Source organism: Candidatus Electrothrix sp. (assembly GCF_052785085.1).
Genome location: NZ_JALAAI010000073.1, coordinates 1 through 20,187, shown reverse-complemented (window position 1 = coordinate 20,187; position 20,187 = coordinate 1). Strand labels below are relative to the sequence as shown.

Genomic DNA, 20,187 nt, shown 5'->3' with positions numbered 1-20,187 from the left:
TCAATGGGGAGTTCGTCTTCCAGTTCCATTGTGACCTCTTTTTGTTCTGTTGTTCATTCCAGACAATACGCTGAAGATTATTTCCATACTGAGCCGCATGTTCTTCTGCGAACGTCCTTCAGATCAACCGTCCGCCCAGCATCACTCTCTTTGATACCTGCTTCAATAACCTGACGAACGTCAATCTGCTCCATAAGATCATCCCATATCACCGGGAGATGCGTTAAAGGTTAACATATCACAATATGGCAACCAACTAAAATATTAAAGAGATAGCGCAAGAAGCATACGGAACCAGTATCCACTCTTGCTTTGCAAATGAATTTATAGTATTTGTTTCACAAAACATACCAACCTCGGGAATCCCATAAAACTAACAGGCTCTACCTCAACACCATCATATGACTTATATACCCCGCAGGATAGTCTTTCTCTTTTTTTTAACAGGATACTTTATCCTTTTCTTTCCAGGAAATTGCCCAGTTCCTGGAAAATATCAGGTTAATGCCGAAATAGTACCATCTTCTTCAGCACCAGCAAATGATACCCTGCAACAGATTATTCAAGCCAAGCAGACTCTGGAAGAAAAGCTGGCTGAAGAGGAAAAAAGGCTCAAAAAGGAAAAAACCGATTCCCAACAAGAAGATATCCGACATCAAATTCAAGAGATTAATGCTCGTATCCAGGCACTGGATAATGATTTTGAAAGTATTGTTTCAGGGGTGGATCCGGCAGAGTTTACCGTAGCCGACGAGAACATTGATTGGCAACAGGAATTCAAGGGATTGCTGAGTCCGATTCTTGAAGAAATGAAAAAGATGACGGCCCGGCCCCGTGAGTTGGAGGCATTGCGTAAGCAGGTGGCGCAGTATCAACGCCACATCACCCTGACAGAAAATGCCATAAGAAATATTCAACGCCACCTGGATCGCACGACTTCTAAGGCCGTGAAGCAGGAACTTAATGGGTTAATTCTTTCCCGCCAGCAACGGCATGATGAACTCAAGGCACGTCTGGCAGCTGTGCAGCAGCAACTCACGGAAAAAGAGCATTCCAAGGTATCCATGCTCCATTCAATCCGAGCATTTTTTCGTAACTTTTTCAGAAGCAGAGGGCTTAACCTCCTGCTGGCCGTTTCTGCCTTTTTTATTATTTTTCTGACCCTGCGTGAAGCGCAACGACTTGCCCATAAAAAAACACGTCTGGGCCGATTAGGTGAGCATCGCTCTTTTTTTCTCCGTCTGGCTACCATTATATATTATTTACTGACCTTTCTGATATCGCTCACTGCCTTTATCATGGTCCTGTACTTTTCCGGTGATTGGGTGCTGCTCGGCCTTGCCTTCTTCTTTTTGTTTGGCGTGGCCTGGACCAGTAAACAGACCCTGCCCAAATTTTGGGAACAGGCCAAACTGCTGCTCAATCTCAGCACAGTGCGGGAGGGAGAACGCATTGTCTACCAGGGCCTGCCGTGGCGGGTGATGGCCCTGAATCTGTACACCAAGCTTCATAATCCAGATCTTCGTGGCGGCATGATACGCCTTCCCCTGACCGCACTTATTGGCCTTGAATCTCGCCCTTTTTACACAAACGAGCCGTGGTTTCCCACCAAGACCGGGGATCTGGTCGAGCTGGCAGACGGAGCCATAGGCACCATAGCATTACAAACCCCGGAAATGGTGGTGCTGGACACCCGGGGAGGCGCACAAAAGACCTATTCAACCCTGACCTTTCTGGGGCTGAATCCGATAAACTATTCTGCTAACAGCTTTGCTGTTTTTTCTGAGTTTGGTATTGATTATGCGTGTCAAAAAGACATTGTCCGCACAATTCCTGACCTTCTCCATAAACATGTCATCAAGATGCTGGAAGAACAAGAGTATGCTTCTGACCTGATTGAACTGATCGTGGACTTTAAGGAGGCTGCGGCTTCCTCATTAAATCTTTTGATGTTTGCTAAATTTAAGAACGAGCAGGCACCCAATTATTTTGCCCTGGGCAGGCTTCTCCAACAGGCCGGTGTTGATGCCTGCAACCAATACGGCTGGGGTATTCCTTTCACGCAAATTACCCTGCATCAGGCTGAGGAGACAAAAAAGTCCATCCCAAGCCACATTGGACAACAACTTGACAGTTAATTTATGGTCATGCTACGCAACCCTGATCCCAACCGTCCCTGCAATAAACTCGCCAACCCTGCAAGCCGTCTCCACACCATGTGCATGCAAGGCCTTCAGCAAATCCCCTGCCTGATCCTGGGGCAGAGCCAGCACCAGGCCACCCGAGATCTGAGGATCATAGAGCAGTTCCTTTTCGGCTGATGAAAGAGCAGCTTCTCTCTCCAACTCCTCCTGAGCCAGCAAGGCCTGATTGGCCCGATTACTGTCCGGGATAATCTTTTTCTGGTACATTGCTCTGGCCCCTGGATATACAGGCAGATCCTGAGAGCGGAGCACTGCCTTTACCTGAGCACTGCTGGCCATTGTCTGCAAACAGGCAAGTATCCCGGAGTCACCCACATCAGCACAGGCATGGATATCAAAGGACTGAGCAGTCTCCATTGCTGTTTTGTTTAAGGATGCCATGATCGGCAAGGTTTCCTTTTCCAACTCCTGAAAAGAATATTTCCCCTTCCGTACTGCCTCAAAAAGCACCCCGGTTCCCAGCGGCTTGGTGAGAACAAGGGCATCGCCAGGCTGAGCATTGCCCGGAGTAGTGATCTGTTCCGGATGCACCACTCCGTTGACAGAAAACCCGTACCTGGGGTCCTTGTCATACAGTAAATGCCCTCCTGCGAGACAAACTCCAGCCTCAACCATCTTGTCAGAGCCACCCCGGAGCATTTCCCTGAGCATTCCCTGATCCAGTTGCCTGGAAGGAAACAGGGCTAATCGGAGCAACTCCCACAAGGTCCCCTTACTCCGCTGTTCCCCAGGCAACAAAACCAGGTTCAGGGCTGTAACAGGTTGCCCTCCTAAGACATAGACCTTGGTTAAGGCATGGGCTGCGGCAAGCTGACCAAACCAGTAGGGGTCCGGGACAGGCTGGGGGATAAGTTCGACAGTATTGATTGATGCTTTTTCAGGAGAGAGACCATAGATTGTGGTGGAGCCTGTTCGTTGCAGGCCTCCCAACAGGTTAGGATCATTGAGGGGGGATAATTCCGCCAGCGCATTCGACAGAACTGTCGAAGTATTTTTCAATACTCAACCGCAGCCTCTGTTTTTTTCAATATCTTGTTGATTCTTCACGGCGAGTACGAGAAAAGAAGGAGGGGAATATTTGTTCCCCCTCCCCCAGAAAAGAGGGAGGGACGTTTAACCGATTTACTCAAAGGGTTTGGGTTGCGGAGTTTTTTCCGTTGAAGGCGGCAGGATAGGCAGGGTGAATGAGGGTTGATCACCGGTCAGGGTCTTTAAGAAGGCCACGATCTGGGCATTCTGCTCTTTTGTGAATTCAGCACCCAACTGCAAGCGCCCCATGACATCAACAGCCTCGGTCAGGGTTTCTGCCTCACCATCATGGAAATACGGGTAGGTCAGCTCAACATTACGCAGGGTCGGCACCTTAAAGGCAAAACGATCTTCATCCTTGCCAGTCACAGCCTTGCGACCTTCAGTGGGACTCTTGGACTTATACTCTTCCATCACGCCCATTTTCTGAAAAGAAGTTCCCCCCATTGCCTCGCCATAATGACAGGAGATACAACCGGAATCCTTAAACAGTTTATAGCCTGCCAACTCATCTTCGTTAAGGGCTTTTTTATCCCCCAGCAGCCATTGATCAAAGCGGGAATTCGGGGTCACCAGGGTTTTCTCAAATTCAGCAATGGCATCGGTTGCCCGGTCAATATTAATTGTATCGTCTCCAAAGACCTGCTTAAATTCGGTAACGTAGCCCGGGATAGAAGTTAAAACATCTTCAGCCATTTCATGGGTAAAGGCCATTTCGCCGGGATTGGCTATGGGTCCGCCAGCCTGATCCTTCAGGGTCTCTGCCCGGCCATCCCAGAATTGAACAAAGTTTAAGCTGGAGTTTAAGACAGTGGGAGCATTGATCGGCCCTTTCTGCCAGTTATGACCAATGGAGGTCTTGATATTATCTGAGCCGCCCATACTCAGATTATGACAGGAGTTACAAGAGATAAATCCTGATTTGGAAAGGCGGGGATCAAAGAAAAGCTTTTTGCCGAGTTCAGCCTTGGCCAGATTGATTTCCTTAACTGGTGCAATAGGTTGAATAGGTTCCTCTGCTCCTGCCTGGCCTGCTGCTCCCAATAATGTCACACACAATAAAGACACCACGCCTGTTCTGACTTTCATTCTTTTTCTCCTTTTTTTGTAACAGATGATTATCGCATGCCTATAGCACGCATTACCTTGACTTGTGGATAATTTTATATGAGCAAAAGAAACAAGTCAAACAGGGAAAATAAAATTCAGAAAAGAATGAAAAAATACAAAAAGGGTAATCTGTTATCCCGCCCCAAGGGACGGGATAAGCAGGGGGAAAAATGCAAAAGAGGGAGATTTGTTCTCCCGCCCTCTGGGACGGGAGAAAGGGAAGAGTGAAGCCTATACCTGAAGCTCTCTAAGCTCTGGCGGTAAATCATTTTTCTTTGCTGCATTACACTCCTTGCAGCAGGGGACCAAATTTCCTTTTGTAGACTGCCCGCCTCGGGACAGGGGAATGATATGATCCATAGTCAGCTCTTTTACAGGAACCTGGCGATGGCAATAATGGCAGGTGCCATCAGCAGTCTTTTGCTGCCACCAACGGGTCTTGCGTAATTCTCTGGCTTTTCTTCTTTCTGCCCGGATCGTTGAATCATCAATACCGAAACCATAGACAAAATCTTCATTCATCATCGACAAGTCCTCCTAACAACAGCTGTCGAGCTATTCCAACAAGATAAAGTGAACCGGCAATACAAATCAAATCATTGGGGGCTGCCAGAATGCGGGCCTGTTGCAAAGCCGCCGGAACGGTCTCTTGACAAATAACCTTTTGATGCATTGTTGTCGGCAAACTCACCTTGAGCTGACTGGTCCGCGCCGAACGTTCCGACTCGGGCCGGGTAAAAATAATAAGGTCTGCCTGGGGAGCAATGTCACTGAGGGTGATGCGCAGGTCTTTATCGTTCATTGCACCCCAGACCAGGATCAATCGGTTACGGGAAAAATCGCGTAAGGCATGTTTCAGGGCCTTGACTCCGGCAGGATTATGCGCCCCATCAAGAAGGAAGTTCCAGCCCTCGCTTTCTTTATCGACTTTTTTGTTATCCTTATTCAGACGAAAAAATTCTAACCGGCCCGGCCATAAGGTTTGCTCCAGTCCGGTACGCATCTGCTCTTCTGTCACGCTCCATCCCTGTTGACCAAGCAGTTGGAGTGCGGCAAGGGCCAGCGAGGCATTGGTAACCTGATAATTACCGCGCAAGGCCATGGGTAAATCCATCAGCACCTCACCTTCCAGCCCCTGATATTGCCAGGAACGTTTCAAATCCATCAGCACCTCACCTTCCAGCCCCTGATATTGCCAGGAACGTTTCTCTTCCGGGTTAAAAGAGCCACTGAATTCCCGGCCAAAAAGAAAGAGTGGAGCCTCACGCTCATCGCAGGTTTGACGGATGACTCTACCTGAATCATCATTTGCCACCCCGGAAACCACAGGAATGCCTTGCTTGATAATGCCCGCTTTTTCTGTGGACACTTCTGCCAGGGTTGTGCCCAGGTACTGCTCATGATCCATGCTCACATTGGTGATCAGAGAGATCAGGGGAGTGACCACATTGGTGGCGTCCAACCGGCCTCCCATGCCCACTTCCAGGATAGCGCAGTCCACCTTTTGTTCAGCAAACCAGAGCAGGGCCAGGGTGGTGGTGCATTCAAAATAGGTAATTTGACTCCCACCAAGGACATCGTGAATTTTTGTGATGAAGCGGGCAAAATCTTCCTTACTGATATAGCTCTTGCCAATCCGAAAGCGCTCCCGCACAGAGCTGAGATGAGGAGAGGTGTAGAAACCAGCCTGATAACCAGCTGCCGTGAGAATGGAACAAAGGGTTGCACCCACTGAGCCCTTGCCATTGGTGCCGCCCACATGGATACATTGCAGATCCTGGTGTGGCTTTCCCAGTCGTTCTAAAAACTGATTCATAGAATCCAGGCCCAGTTTGATCTTAAAAAACTGGAGCTGGTCAAGAAAGTCCCATGCCTCTTGGTAGTTCATATCCTTACATGCTTGGTTATGCGTTTTTTTTGGTTTACTCCTTTCCCAATGCATAGGGAATATAATATGTACGTCACCAGTTGCCAACAGAGAACGGCGTTGCTGTATCAGGATAATTCGGTATAATACGGAAAAAACAAGTGGATTTTTACATTTTTTTTACAGTGGAAGAGCTGTGGTGCAGGTACTTGATGGCGAGGTGGAAAGCACGGTAGGTTGGGGTGAGAGAAACGAACCCCAACAATCATGAAGCGAATCGGACATGTTGGGGTTCGCAAAGCTCACCCCAACCTACGAGCTGCGGTACTTGGGTTGCATGAGTATGCAACTCCCGAGTCGCATTAGTATGGAACGTATCAGTTGCATTAGTATGCGACCAGGAGGCGGTGCCGGGTGGAACTGCGATATCTTGCAACCATTGGCACACAGGTAAAAGGGTGGCACGGCATGGAGGGGCGACCGGCCGGTCGCCCCTACGGCACACTCTCCCAGGCCTGAGCTTGGGAACCAGAAAAAGGAGAAATATCATGAGCCACGAAATGACAGTGAAAAAGCTGACAGAGATTACAGCGTATCAGGAAGGATCCGTGGTCAGCTCAACCATTATCAACAAGATGAGCGGGACCGTGACCTTATTTGCCTTTGATAAGGGGCAAGGGCTGAGTGAGCATACAGCAGCCTATGATGCTATGGTGCAGGTGCTTGACGGCGAGGTGGAAATCACGGTTTCCGGGAAGCCATTTCAGTTGCAGGCCGGAGAGATGTTAATCATGCCTGCCAATGAACCCCATGCGTTGCAGGCGATTACCCGCTTTAAGATGATGTTGACTATGATTAAGTCGTAACCCGGTAAGAAGCAGAGCTTCAGCAAGAAGGATTCCATAAGGGTTCCCAGGCCGGAGCTTGGGAATTAGAAAAACCCAAGTTGCCTGGCATATGCAATATAAGTTTTTCTATATTGCACTATCCTCTTCCATAGGAAGGGAGGGGCACGGCATGCCGTGCCCGTACAACCTGTTTCGATCCTCGTCCCGCACCCCAACCTACGAGCTAACTCGTAGATATGTACTGCAAGAAAATACTTGCACAAGCAAGGCTCGGATGGGTATTCTATGCAGCACTCTCTATCGAACAAATAACCTTTTCCAGGAACGGTTTGCGCCATGCCCCATCAATCCCACATCCTTGTCCAGGAAAGTTAGCAAGATACCATGAAAACCCCGATACCCCATCCCCCTTACATCATCCGTCCCGGCGTCCCGGAAGAGGTCTTTACCGACCGGCAGGATTATCTGGACTTTTTCCACAATGCCGCACTCAAGGCCATAACCCGGCGCACCATGTCCACTGTGCTTCTGGGCCAGCGGCGCATGGGCAAAACCGAGATCTTTCTCCGCACCGTGAATCGCCTCTTTTGGGAGCAGGATCATCAAGACCCCAAAGCAGCAGTGCCGGTCTATTTCAGTTTCCCGGATGAGATCATCAGCCGACAGGATTTCGCCCTCAAATACACGGAAAACTTTGTCCGCTGGTATGCGGCCTTCCGACTCCAGAACCCGAAACTGTTACGAGAGCCGGAAGATCCCTTTGAACTGATTCCGCTATTGCGGGAGAATACCGCTCTTTCGGAACCGTTCAGAGATTTTGCCCTGGGGCTGCTCAAGGCGATTCCTTCCGGCAATGTTATCCTGCCCGAGGAAAAGGCCTTGCTACTGCCCCGCGCTGTGTCAGATTACGACGACAGCACAGTAGTCATGTTTCTGGACGAGTTTCAGAACACCCATCTGCCGGAATACGAATTTCGGGTGGTGGGCTTTATGCAGCAGGCGGTGGAGTCCACGGCCTGTCCTCATTTTGTCACCGGTTCAGCCATGAGCATCCTGTCCCGGGAAATTATCGGACGCGGTGCCTTGTTCGGCAGATTTTCCGGTGAGGAGATCAATACCTTTTCTCCGTACTGGGGCAGCGAACTTGTCCGACGGGCGACCTGTTTCTACAGGGCCGAGGTGCCGGAACTCATGGCCCCGGTCGTGGCAGACCGTTGCGGCGGTAATCCTTTTTACATCACAGCTATCATTCGTCAGGCCGCAAAGCTGGGCACCCCTCTTGTCGATGAAGAGTCTATCAACAAAATCCTGGCCGTGGATATCTCCTCCGGCTTTATCTGGGGTGAACTGCACGATCAGGTTACCCGCTGGATTAAACGAATCAACGAGCACGGCATAACCAAATGGATTCTCTATCTGTCCGCAATCTGCCAGGGCGAAAAGATTTCCCTGGAACAGTTGCAACAGGAACTCAAGGCCCGTGAAGGCAGGGACGTGCCTCTGGACACGATCCGGGACATCCTGGTCCGCCTCTCCCGTGGCGACCTGGTGGATTATCTGGAACTGGGCGGCTGGTTCCGCAAGATCAACGATCCCATCCTTCTGGAGTTCCTCAAGGTCTGGGGCAGAATTGAGGTGGAGGGCCAGCCTGCTCAGGCAGTTCAGGACGATTTGCGGGAGCAGTACGAAGAAGGGGCGACCGGCCGGTCGCCCCTTCAACGGCGGTTTCACGAATACAAGGGCTATCTTGGTGAAGTTTTCATGAGCCAGATCCTGCTTGGAAGTTCGCAGAAGGTCTTTCCCGGAAGATTGTTTCACACAGATGAAGACATTACCATGCCGTGGAGATTTACCTATGTGCATCACCGGGTCCGACTCGGGTCAGGCCAGGGAAAGGAGATCGACCTGTACGGCGCAGCTGGCTCAGAGGTCTGGATCGGGCAGAGCAAATGGACAAAGTCCCTGGTCGGGTTAAAGGTACTCAAAGAACTTTGGGCACAGGGGGAGCAGGTGCGGAGAGAGCGGGAACGCGAACCCCGAATTCTGCGGCTGTGGCTCTTTGCCTACAATGGCCTGACAGCCGAGGCCGAAGAATACGCCCGTGCGCAGGGTATCCTCTGGTCTGCCAAAGAGGAGCTGAATGAACTGTTGCTCCTGCTGGGGCTGCGAAAACTGCCGGACAATCTTTAAGGGATCTAACAGGAAAAATCTTTCCCCTTATGCTATCAGGCAGGCACAGGAGCCTGCCCCGACCACATATACAGAAAACACCATGCTCCAGGAACTACGTGTCAATAATCTGGCCTTGATTGACCGGCTTGATCTGGATTTTTCCGAGACCAACACCGGCCTGATTGCCTTTACCGGTGAAACCGGGGCAGGAAAATCCATCATCCTCCAGGCAGTGCATTTACTCACTGGTGGCCGGGCCTCAGCCTCCTGGGTACGCAATGACTGCGAACAGGCTGTGATTGAGGCCCGGTTCGGCATCAATGGTCAGGAGGAAATCCAAAGGCTCTTGCAGGAACACGGGCTGGAAAACGAGGATGATGATGAAGGCTGTATTCTCCGCCGCATCGTCAGCAGCAAGGGAAGAAGTCGAATTTTCATTAATGACCGGCTGGCAACAACCCGTCTGGCCCATACTCTGGCTGAGAATCTGGTCAATATTGCCAGCCAGCACGACCAGCAACTCCTGCTTAAAAGCAATAACCATATTGATTTCCTGGACAGCTACAGTGAACTGTGGGAGCAACGGAACCAGTATCGACAGGTGTATAGTCGTTGGCAAAAGCTGGCCCGCCAGTTACGGGAAGTACAGGAGCAGGAACAGGATAAGGAACAACGCCGGGATTTTCTCAGTTTTCAACGCAATGAAATCCAGGAGGTGGCACCTCTGCCCAATGAAGACGAACAGCTGATCAAGGAGCGGGATGTGCTCAAATCCTCAACAACTCTGGCTGAGCTGGTCGGGAAAAGCCATTTTCATCTCCAGGACAAGGTGACCCCCCTTCTCACCGAGGTCCGTAAAAGCATGGAACATGCAGCGGCCCTTGATCCGGCTCTCCAGGAAGTATCCAGGCAGAGCAGTTCTGTTTTTTTTGAAGTGGAAGACCTGGAAGGCAATCTCCGCAACTATCTGGATTCCATTCCATCGGATCAGGGACGGGTGGATCAGATTGCGGCCCGGTTGGCCCAGCTCAGACAGTTGCAGCGCAAATACGGTACAACCCTGGAAGAAGTGCTGGAGTTTGCCGATCAGGTGACCAAGGAACTGAATTCTTTGGATCACCTGGATGAACACATCGCAGCTTTAGCAAAAGAGCTGGATCAGGTTGAAACGGAACTGCGCCAAAAAGCAGAGGCCTTATCCGCAGAACGTTTTCAGGGAGCAGAACGGCTGGCCAAGGCCATGCAGGCAGAACTGGATTCCTTAAGCTTTCGTCAGGCCCTGTTTGAAGTTTCAATCCAGACTAAAGATTTTGGGAGCAAAAGAACAAACCAGACATCCTCTGCCTTTTCCGCTACAGGTGCTGATACTGTGACCTTTCTCTTTTCTGCCAATCCAGGTGAGCCACCCAAACCCCTGACTGAGGTGGTCTCTGGCGGTGAGCTGTCCCGGCTCATGCTGGCGATGAAATGTTTACTGGCCCGACGGGACAAGGTGGACACTGTTATCTTTGATGAAATTGATGCAGGTATTGGCGGTGAAGCGGCTGAGGCTGTTGCCCGCAAGATTGATGAGTTGGCCAGTCATCACCAGGTCTTCTGTATCACCCATCTGCCCCAGATTGCTGCCTATGCTGATGCCCATTTCCTAGTGGGAAAACAGGTGGACACCAACCGAACCTTTACCACCATTCGCTCTCTCAACCATGAAGAACGGATCAATGAATTGGCCCGGATGCTGGGTGGTGACCATCCCAGCGAACAAACCCTGATCTTTGCCCGAGAGCTGGTGGAAGGGCGGGCAGAGGTACAATGAACTACCCCGCCCCAAGGGGCGGGGTATCAAACTGAAGTGAGGTGGGGTACGGCACGCCGTACCCCTACTCACCCTTTGAAGCATCACATACCATCCATTCATGCAACACCTTACAGATACTCCAGCCATTACAGCTATAGGCCTCTTTTCCGGTGGCCTTGATTCCATCCTTGCCTGCCGTGTCATTGCCCGGCAAGGCATCCAGGTTCGAGCCTTAAAATTTGTCACCCCGTTTTTTGACCATGCTCTCCTTGATCAAGAGCAGGAATACCAGCAAGAGGTACAAAAAAAATACGGCCTGGATGTAGAACTGGTGGATATCAGCGCAGGTTATATTGAGCTGTTACGTAACCCCTCCCATGGGTTTGGCAAAAATTTCAACCCCTGTATTGACTGCAAGATTATGATGCTCAGCAAGGCCAAAGAAATAATGAAAACCTACGGAGCCTCTTTTCTCATTACCGGTGAAGTGCTGGGCCAACGGCCCATGTCGCAACGCCGGGATACCCTCAACCTTATTGAACGGGACGCAGACTGCCGGGATATCCTCCTTCGGCCCTTATCAGCACAGCTCATGGCCCCTATCCTGGCAGAACGGGAAGGTCTGGTGGATCGGGAGCGCTTATACACCTTTTCCGGACGGAGTCGCAAACCCCAGGTTGCCCTGGCCCGTGATTTGGGAATTACCGACTTCCCAGCCCCTGCTGGCGGCTGTGTGCTGACAGACCCCAATCTTGCAGCCCGGATCCGCCGCTTTTATGAGGGACTCTTTCTCATCGGCAAAGATGAGATCACTGCCTCGGATATCCGGCTTCTCCTGCTGGGGCGTCAATTCCGTCTTCCCGGCGGGCATTGGCTGGTCCTGGGCAGGAATGAGGAGGAGAATGATCGCCTGAACCAACTCTGCGAACCGCATGACTGGCTGCTCTATATGCCGGAACGACCTGGGCCCACTGCTTTACTACGCCGGGGTAATGCCTTGCTCACCAACCTTGATGAGCAAGAGGAGATTCTGCGTTCAGTGACAGGGTTAATCATCCGCTACGGAAGAAAAATCAAGGGAAAGCTCCCGCCCGGTGAGGTCCTTTTTCAAAAAGGGAAAGAACAAACAATGCTACAAGCAACAGTGCTGGCAGATGACGTTTTCCAGGACTGGATTGTCTGAGTATCCATCTTAATCAACTTCTACAAGCTACGTTGACACTCATTCTCTTTTACAGTATCATTTTATATAAGATAAAAAATAATAGCGCATTACCAAGCGGTAAGGCTTCAACAGAATAATCTCTTTTCCTGGTGCAACCCGTGCATGCCCTTGATCTCGCTCATTTCATCATCACCACATACCCTGATAAAGGCATCACCCCGATGAAACTGCAAAAGCTCGCCTATTATGCTAAGTCATGGACTTTGGTTGCAAAACATTCGTTTATCCAGGCTGATTTCGAAAAGTGGACCTATGGGCCGGTAAACACCCTTATCTATAATGCCTATAAGCAACACGGTGCTGATGTCATCCCTTCTGGGAAAACAACACTCAGTATCAGCCACAAACAAAAAGAGCTACTTACCTTTATTCTGGACAATTACATCGACTACTCCGCTTTTACCCTCAGTGCCATGACCCATAATGAGGCACCTTGGCTGGAAGCAGAGGACAATGCTGTTATCAGTGATGCTGCGATTATCTCCTACTATTCCAATCAAGCTTTTGCTAAAAACTTCATCAAGCTCCAAAATGCCGATCAGCAGCCCTTTCATGTGCTGAAATCCAATTCCTGGCATTCCTTCACGCTGGACATGGATGCAGAAGAAGCAGAAACCTTTGCCATCTACCCCACCGCAGAAGACTATCAGCATCAGAGCCAGAAAGCCAATCACGATTTTCAGAAGCTGCTGCGGGAAATCGACGAGCTGCTGTAAGTGCATCATCAAAGCGATTCCCATGATCGGACACATTTTTGTGAACTTCTCAGGGACTTTCCCGTGCCCTCCCCTCCAGTGCCTGAAACGGCCTTACGAACAGTCCATGCCCGCTTTGAGAAGTTGAACACAGAGAGCTTTACCCCTAAACTCAGACAGCTCCACGCTAAAGAATACCAACGCCTATTCAATCAGCTGCCCATTATCCTTCATCGCTATCTCTTTGAGGGGATTTTCTCAAACGCAGGAGTGTATCGCCAGTATCAAGATCCAAAAAACGGTGCTGTGTTCTTTGGTGCCAGACAACAATTCCAAGGTGCTCCAGCCGGAAAAATTAACAACGAAATACAACAGGCAGTGTCTCACCTGCTCCCACAAACGAATCACCCTGTTTACCAAGCTGTCAAATTCTATCAGCAATTTATCAGAACCCACCCTTTTTATGATGCCAACGGCAGAATAGGACGTTTCCTCCTTGAAATCTATCTCAATCTGCACGGGATCGGCATACAGTGGAAGCGACTTTATGCCAATGAAAAATGGATCAAAAAACTTAATGACTGCCACCGAAGGATGAAGTCTCCAGAGTATGAACGCTATCTTGGCTTCCTGGTATCCCACTGGAGTAAATGCATTTTTTATGAAAAAAATACTATTAACCCCTTACCAGGATCACCTGACAGCTGTCCTTAACCGGTCAAACGTGCTGCGTCTTGCTTACCCTTTTCTTCGTCAACAAAATAAAATAAAATTCCACCAATAAGAAAGAGCAACATGATGGAGCCAATCCCCCAACGTGACGCAAGCCTGCCCACGCTTTCAACCTGCTCAACTGTTGGTGCAGGAGGCATGAGGATCCGTCGGACAATCAGACCAACGATTCCCATCAAAGCAGGCCCAAGAATAGCGGCAAACTTACCCAGCATATTATAAAAGCCATAGTACTCAGCAGGCTTGTCCCTAGGAATCAGGCGCGAGTAATAAGAGCGGCTCAGGGCCTGAATACCACCCTGCACCAGACCAATGGCCCCGGCCAGAATGTAAAACTCCTGCTTTGTTTCCATCATAACGCCCCAAAGGGTGATCAGCATGTAGATTCCAATCCCCAAAAAAATAGCCTTGCGTACGCCCCAAGCCTGGCCCAGCTTGCCAAAAAGCAGGGCCGCTGGAAAACCAACAAACTGAACAATTAACAGGGCTATAATCAGGTCATTGGAGGCAAGACCAAGAGAAAGCCCATAGTCCACAGCCATCCGCACGATGGTATCCACCCCATCAATATAGAACCAATAGGCCAGCAAAAAGAGGGAAACGGTTTTGAGATGACGGATCTCCTGAAAGGTACCGAGAAACTGTTGACTCCCCTCCTTAATACTCTGGAGAAGAGAACGTCTGGTAACTTCTTTTTTTTCTTCCTCAACCCAGAACAGGATAAAGAGCGTAAAGCCGCCCCACCAAAGAGCCACTGTAAGAAAGGACCAGCGCACAGCCTCGCCTGCATCAGCCAGCCCAAAGAACTGTGGATACAAGGTCATCAGGACATTGACCAAAAAAAGCAGACCACCCCCCACATAACCCAGCGAATACCCCAAACTGGAGATAAAGTCAATATTCTCTTCTTCAGCCACCCCAGGCAGCAGGGAATCGTAAAAGATATTTGCTCCGGAAAAACCGATGATCCCCAGGGAATAAATCAAAACAGCCCAAAGCCATTGCCCCTGTTGAACAAAAAAAAGGGAGGCTGTCATCAACACCCCCAGATAAGCAAAGAACATGAGCAGCTTTTTTTTCGCACTCCCTCTGTCCGCAATAGCTCCCAGCAGCGGTGCCATGGCAGCAACAATCAGACTGGCCAACGCATTGGCAAAACCAAGCTGGGCCGTGCTTGTATTGACATCAGCTCCGTAACTCCAGTACTGTTTAAAAAAAATCGGGAAAAACCCTGCCATAACCGTTGTTGCAAAGGCAGAGTTTGCCCAGTCATACAGGGCCCATCCCCAAACCTGCTTATCCAGCTTTTTCATACCATCTCCTCTTGTTCTCTTATGGTTCATGCTGAATAATCAGCTCTCCTTTAAAATCAGTTGCCGTCCGCTCACTACATCCAGCAATACCATCAACAGAACGCAGCAGAGCAAGCACCTCTTTCTGGGTTTTCTTGCCTGAGCCAGCCTGACTTGCCAGCGTCATATCAGTCAACCAGCCCACAACAGGAGCAATATGATCAGCCAGTTTCCGAGGTCGCAAAAGAAAGGCTGATACATTAGCTTTTCTCACACAAGCCCCTGCAATTGTACCGAGTTCCTTCACCATCTTCTCAGTAAGAGCTTCAGGATCTGCTTTTTCTGCAAGTAAGGCTCGCAATTGACTTTCCCCATTTGCGATGTACAGCATGGTATCGGTTAATGCGATGGCAAGGTGAGTGGCCTCAATAGGCATCATACTCCAATAATAGAGACGCTGACCTTGTATTTTCTCATAATCTTCATAAAGACCTTGCTTCTTCATTGCATCACGTACTTTCCGCAAGGCCCGGCCCGCTGCCTTCTTATCCTGTACCTGGAAAGCAAAAACGGTCTTGGGAAGAGGAAAGATTCCTGCATTGACCAACCCTTGAACAGACACCCCGGCGTGTGGGCCTACGGCTTCAAGTAATTTATCCAAGGAGAACCCTATGTTCTTCTGAACTGTTTTTTTCAGCTCCTTATACTGACTTTTTGCCTTTGCCAGGCTCAGGAAACCACGCACAAAGGCCTTGTCAAAATCAGCAATTCGATAGTGGAACAGGGTATCTTCCCGAAGCAATGGTAAGGTAACTTCTTCCAGCGAACCATGAGACAATACCTTAGGGAAAACCTTGGGCAAGAGCTTGTTATCAATTTTCCCTTGTATCCGCAGACGAAGCTTTCCCTGTTCTTCTATAACCATCCCACCCATGCCTTCCACTCCTGCAAATTTTCTGAGACTTCTGGGTCTGGTTGCTCTCTCCTGGCTTTTCTGCTGTGGCAAAGCTGCAAAGAATTCCTCCAGCAACGGCATATTACAATATAAACGCACATAAATATGTTTCTGGGCTTCTTCTTGCCAAAACGCCTCTGTTGCAAGAAAAGGATCAGTGTGCCTCAAATTATCCTTACCTGCTTTATGCTGGACAGCTGCTACAATCCTTTCAGGATCATAGGCCAGCATGATAATCCCCTGATCATCATACCCATAAATGACCTCTTCCCCGACACCCTCTTTCTCAATACCCTCTTCTTCCTCGTTCAGGATAATACGGGTCATCTTTAGTCCGCTTATCCTTATATTGGTTACACTTTTCAGAGCAATACTGGCAAGTGTACTGATTGAGCCTGCGGTGGACGACGTAGCAAAGACTAAAAGGGCATTCTTTACTTCCTGCTCCGGGTCCTCCTCTAATCGCTCGACATCCGGTGGAAAAAGCGTAATAATCGCATCATCACCAAAGATATGTGTCAGCAAGGGACTCGTCATCATATCGGCAATACTCTGGTAAAAAGCATCATACGTATACAGGTCCTCATCTGTCGCTCCAAGCTCTCTCATCATCTCATGCATATTCGGCTGAGAAAAAAAATGCCCCAAAGAGGTACGGGGAAAGTTTTCAGCTATGTCTTTCATACCATACAGGCTGACAAGGGCGACTGTATCTTCAGGTAAAAAATCAGCATAATAACTCTGCTGATTATCAGGTGGGACAGGGTAGTAAAAGAAAAAATAAGAAAGTGCCCCAAGAAACAAGAGGCAACACAAGTAAAAAAGGAGTTTTTTCATACGTTCGGTTTACAAAAGGTCTGATATACCAGGAAGAAATGTTGCTGTAAAAAATGAAACATGAGGATAAACTCCTTTCATGTACCAATAAAAAACAACATGTAAAAATGGTGACTTTTCATTAAATGCATACAGGGAATATTTTTACCTTAAAAAGATGCAAAGTCAATTCTTATCCGTTATAATCATTTCATAGTTTTCAATGCTAAACAGAGCGGCTTTCCTTCCAACATGGAAGCCACCCCTTCTCATAACTCTGCTTGGCATGCTTTCCACGAATCTAAAAAAATATAAAGAGGCTACCTTCTATGCACCGATACTCTTTTTTACTTATCACCCTGCTGGCTCCCTGCGTAATCACCCTGTCCACTGGTCATCCACAAGCAGAGGCTACTGTGCCTGTCCTGGACAACACGGCAAAAAAAGCCCCGCATGCTAAAACCTTGCCAGCTCTTTCTCCATCAGCAAAGATCACCTCAACTCCTACAGCAAAAAAATCAGGACCTATCATCCTCGGGGAAAAGGGAAATATTTCTTCGGTTAAAAAATGCGTTGCAAAGGTATCATATACAGCCTCAACACAGCGCACAAAAAAGAAGAAAAAAACTCGATTACCCGCAATTCACCGCCATATCACCTCAAGAAGTGCTATCATTCTGGATGCCGAAACAGGCAAGGCAATTTTTGCCAAAGCTCCAGATAATCCCCGACAACCCGCCTCAACCATTAAGGTACTTACCGGGATGATTGCTATGAAACGTTTGAAAAAAGATGAAAAGGTCGAAGTCAGTCGCTATGCTGAAAAAATGCCTCGCTCCAAGGTGTATTTAAGTACCCAAAAAAAATATACGGCCAATGATTTAATCAACGCAGTACTCTTGGCTTCAGCAAATGATGCCAGTGTTGCTTTGGCTGAAAAAATAGCAGGTACCGAGGATGATTTTGCCAAATTAATGACCCTTCATGCCCGACTCTGGGGGGCAAAAAGTACCGTCTGCCGCACAGCTTCTGGCCTGACAGCCCGGGGACAACAGTCCACAGCCCGAGACCTTGCCCAAATTTTTCGCCATGCCATGCAGGATAAGGATTTTGCCAACCGCATGAAGCTAACCAAGATCAAAACCTCCTATGGGAAATTACTCCGCAATCATAACAGGGCGCTCTGGCAGGTCGAAGGTGCCTTGGCAGGTAAAACCGGCTATACCAATAAAGCCCGCCAGACCTATGTGGGCCAATTTAAGCGTGGAGAAGACACCATTGTAGTCTCCATTATGGGCAGTGAAACCATGTGGACAGATATCAAACGGCTGGTTGAGTATGGATTTAAAAAGAAGGAACAGATCAGGCTGGCGCAGCTGACTAAGAACGAAAAAGAGAGTTAGGAAATCAACAACTTAAATACCCGTTTTCAGGTGCGCAATTGTAGGGGCAGACCCGGGTGTCTGCCCGACCTAAAAGGGCGAACGGCATGATTGGTTATCCCTTACAAAGAACCCTTACCGCTTGTTTTAGAACTTTTACTTCCTTTAGATCCCTTCTTACTTCCTTTAGATCCCTTCTTACTTCCTTTAGATCCCTTACTCCCTTTAGAACCCTTTTTATTATCGCATGGATTACACGCATGGACGTCGAGCCAACCGCAACGGTTTGTTATCCCGGTTGATGCGGTGGCAGTCAATTCCACCTGCACGATACCCGGGCCGCACGACAAGGTAAACACTACCGTAAAACTTCCGTCGCTTTCCGTACTTACCGACAGGGATTGGGTGCATAACGGCGGCTGCGTATGCGGATCATTTGGATCATGCGGCTCCGCATGGGCCGTAGGCACCAAGACGTCCGATACCGCAGCAAGAAAGCCGGGTTCCGAATTCTGCCCGGTATCAGTTATTACCGGCTCGTCATAGCCAGCCAGTGTCAAATCAAACGTTACATTACCCTGCGCCGGTGTGATGGCACCGGTCGCCCTGACAGTCATTGACGATGTCCCGGAGTGCCCGCTCACTAACTCCAAATCCACCCGACCGTCACTAAAGGCCAGCTGAGCTGCCGATGTTTGGGCGTGCGCTGGCAACACAATGCCCTGAATCACCGGCTTCACCCATTTATCCGGCAGGACTGAGGAACCAGCCAAGGCACCCACACCCACTGCCAAGGTCTTCATGGTTTTTCTCCGCATCGGGTTTGCAGGTGCAGATTGCTTCTGTTCTTTGGGGTTTTTCACCTCATTCCTCCTTGCTTCAAATAGACTCAAATAATGCAACAACAGAGTGTAAAAAATCTAACCCAGTGGGTTAGATTTTTTGACAGGTTACCCCGTAAATTTTATTGCATTAGCTTCACGGATCCAGGTTATTGTCATGCTCATGTGCTGGCATCATCAGAGTCATCAGAGTCATCATCATCGCAGTCGCAAGAGGCCTCTCTGATTAAATACTTTCCTCCTCTGGATATTTCGCCGCATGTCAGCGATGATGATATCTCCTTCTGCCCGCCAGCTTCTATTTCAAATTCATCTCTCAGCACTTCATTCCCGCCCGTGTTTATCCAAATAAACTGCACTTTGTACGCATTTTCTTCGTCTTCATTCTCCAATGAAAGGCTTTTTCCCTCATCCTCTGCTGTTAGTTCTTCACTTTTTTCTCCGCCAACAAGCCAGTTCACTCCATCTACCTTTGACTCTAGGCTCACTGTCTTAGTCGTATTACATCCCTCATCACAAGGATTACACGCATGGACGTCAAGCACACCGCAACGGAATGTTATTCCGGTTGATCCGGTGGCAGTCAATTCCACCTGCACGATACCCGGCCCGCACGTCAAGGTGAACTCGACAGAAAAACTTCCATCACTCTCCGTAGTTACCGAAAGAGTAATAGAGCATTTCGGCTCCGGGGCTGCATGCGCCGCAGGTACCAAGGCGTCCGATACCGCAGCAAAAAAGCCGGGTTCCGAATTCTGCCCGGTATCAGTTACTACCGGCTCGCCATAGCCGGACAGTGTCAAATCAAACGTTACACCACCCTGCGCCGGTGTAATGGCACCGGTCGCCCTGACAGTCATTGACGATGTCCCGGAGTGCCCGCTCACTAACTCCAAATCCACCCGACCGTCACTAAAGGCCAGCTGAGCCGCCGATGTTTGGGCGTGCGCTGGCAACACAATGCCCTGAATCACCGGCTTCACCCACTTATCCGGCAGGACTGAGGAACCAGCCAAGGCACCCACACCCACTGCCAAGGTCTTCATGGTTTTTCTCCGCATCGGGTTCGCAGGTGCAGATTGCTTTTGTTCTTTGGGTAACCGTTCAGACCCCTCTCATTTTTTTTACGCAGCAAGAGGCAGAGGAGGCACATCCAGCCCCTGGCGCCGAGCCGTGATAACCTCAGCGAGATATTTCCACGGACAGGCGTTGCGCTTCCTACA

General features: G+C 49.3%; 16 protein-coding genes. 8 read left to right on the top strand and 8 right to left on the bottom strand.

The window, feature by feature from the left end; translation table 11 throughout:
• Positions 1 to 401: 401 nt before the first annotated feature.
• Positions 402 to 2,138 (top strand): hypothetical protein, encoded by a 1,737-nt coding sequence (locus tag L2082_RS12285; RefSeq protein ID WP_446008017.1) that lies wholly within the window; start codon positions 402 to 404, stop codon positions 2,136 to 2,138.
• Between the two features lie 12 nt (positions 2,139 to 2,150).
• Here the strand turns inward: L2082_RS12285 and selD are convergent, their stop codons facing one another.
• The 4 genes from selD to L2082_RS12265 all read right to left on the bottom strand — a co-directional run bounded on the left by selD (position 2,151) and on the right by L2082_RS12265 (position 6,231).
• A complete protein-coding gene (selD, locus tag L2082_RS12280) occupies positions 2,151 to 3,203 on the bottom strand; it encodes a selenide, water dikinase SelD (protein WP_446008016.1) in 1,053 nt (350 codons plus the stop codon).
• A 123-nt stretch (positions 3,204 to 3,326) separates the two neighbouring features.
• On the bottom strand, positions 3,327 to 4,322 hold the full coding sequence (locus L2082_RS12275) for a cytochrome-c peroxidase (RefSeq protein ID WP_446008015.1): 996 nt from the start codon (positions 4,320 to 4,322) through the stop codon (positions 3,327 to 3,329).
• Between the two features lie 252 nt (positions 4,323 to 4,574).
• Positions 4,575 to 4,868: an HNH endonuclease gene (locus tag L2082_RS12270; RefSeq protein WP_446008014.1), complete on the bottom strand. Its 294-nt coding sequence runs from the start codon at positions 4,866 to 4,868 to the stop codon at positions 4,575 to 4,577.
• Entirely contained in the window at positions 4,858 to 6,231 is a 1,374-nt protein-coding gene (locus L2082_RS12265) for a bifunctional folylpolyglutamate synthase/dihydrofolate synthase (protein ID WP_446008013.1), read from the bottom strand. Before L2082_RS12265 ends, L2082_RS12270 begins: the two co-directional genes overlap by 11 nt.
• Before the next feature lie 527 nt (positions 6,232 to 6,758).
• Here L2082_RS12265 and L2082_RS12260 point away from each other — a divergent pair.
• The 6 genes from L2082_RS12260 (at position 6,759) to L2082_RS12235 (ending at position 13,659) form a co-directional block, all read left to right on the top strand.
• Positions 6,759 to 7,076: a cupin domain-containing protein gene (locus L2082_RS12260; protein WP_446008012.1), complete on the top strand. Its 318-nt coding sequence runs from the start codon at positions 6,759 to 6,761 to the stop codon at positions 7,074 to 7,076.
• 366 nt (positions 7,077 to 7,442) lie between these two features.
• Positions 7,443 to 9,248, top strand: coding sequence for a hypothetical protein (locus tag L2082_RS12255; protein WP_446008011.1), 1,806 nt, complete (start codon positions 7,443 to 7,445; stop codon positions 9,246 to 9,248).
• Positions 9,199 to 11,043, top strand: coding sequence for a DNA repair protein RecN (gene recN / locus L2082_RS12250; protein ID WP_446008010.1), 1,845 nt, complete (start codon positions 9,199 to 9,201; stop codon positions 11,041 to 11,043). Before L2082_RS12255 ends, recN begins: the two co-directional genes overlap by 50 nt.
• Positions 11,044 to 11,143: 100 nt before the next feature.
• Entirely contained in the window at positions 11,144 to 12,208 is a 1,065-nt protein-coding gene (locus tag L2082_RS12245) for a thiamine biosynthesis protein (protein ID WP_446008009.1), read from the top strand.
• Positions 12,209 to 12,348: 140 nt separating this feature from the next.
• Complete coding sequence (locus tag L2082_RS12240; protein ID WP_446008008.1) at positions 12,349 to 12,966, top strand: Panacea domain-containing protein; 618 nt, start codon at positions 12,349 to 12,351, stop codon at positions 12,964 to 12,966.
• A 63-nt stretch (positions 12,967 to 13,029) separates the two neighbouring features.
• Positions 13,030 to 13,659 (top strand): Fic family protein, encoded by a 630-nt coding sequence (locus tag L2082_RS12235; protein ID WP_446008007.1) that lies wholly within the window; start codon positions 13,030 to 13,032, stop codon positions 13,657 to 13,659.
• Here the strand turns inward: L2082_RS12235 and L2082_RS12230 are convergent.
• Together L2082_RS12230 and L2082_RS12225 are read right to left on the bottom strand one after the other, a co-directional pair.
• A complete protein-coding gene (locus L2082_RS12230) occupies positions 13,656 to 14,990 on the bottom strand; it encodes an MFS transporter (protein WP_446008006.1) in 1,335 nt (444 codons plus the stop codon). The two genes, L2082_RS12235 and L2082_RS12230, sit on opposite strands and share 4 nt — an antisense overlap.
• Before the next feature lie 19 nt (positions 14,991 to 15,009).
• Positions 15,010 to 16,761 (bottom strand): hypothetical protein, encoded by a 1,752-nt coding sequence (locus L2082_RS12225; protein ID WP_446008005.1) that lies wholly within the window; start codon positions 16,759 to 16,761, stop codon positions 15,010 to 15,012.
• A gap of 308 nt (positions 16,762 to 17,069) precedes the next feature.
• On the opposite strand from L2082_RS12225, the gene L2082_RS12220 reads away from it, so the two are divergent.
• Positions 17,070 to 18,143, top strand: a complete 1,074-nt coding sequence (locus tag L2082_RS12220; RefSeq protein WP_446008004.1) for a D-alanyl-D-alanine carboxypeptidase family protein — start codon at positions 17,070 to 17,072, stop codon at positions 18,141 to 18,143.
• Positions 18,144 to 18,244: 101 nt separating this feature from the next.
• Here L2082_RS12220 and L2082_RS12215 read toward each other — a convergent pair whose 3' ends face one another.
• Positions 18,245 to 18,985: a hypothetical protein gene (locus tag L2082_RS12215; protein WP_446008003.1), complete on the bottom strand. Its 741-nt coding sequence runs from the start codon at positions 18,983 to 18,985 to the stop codon at positions 18,245 to 18,247.
• Positions 18,986 to 19,125: 140 nt separating this feature from the next.
• A complete protein-coding gene (locus L2082_RS12210) occupies positions 19,126 to 20,010 on the bottom strand; it encodes a hypothetical protein (RefSeq protein ID WP_446011800.1) in 885 nt (294 codons plus the stop codon).
• Positions 20,011 to 20,187: the final 177 nt, after the last annotated feature.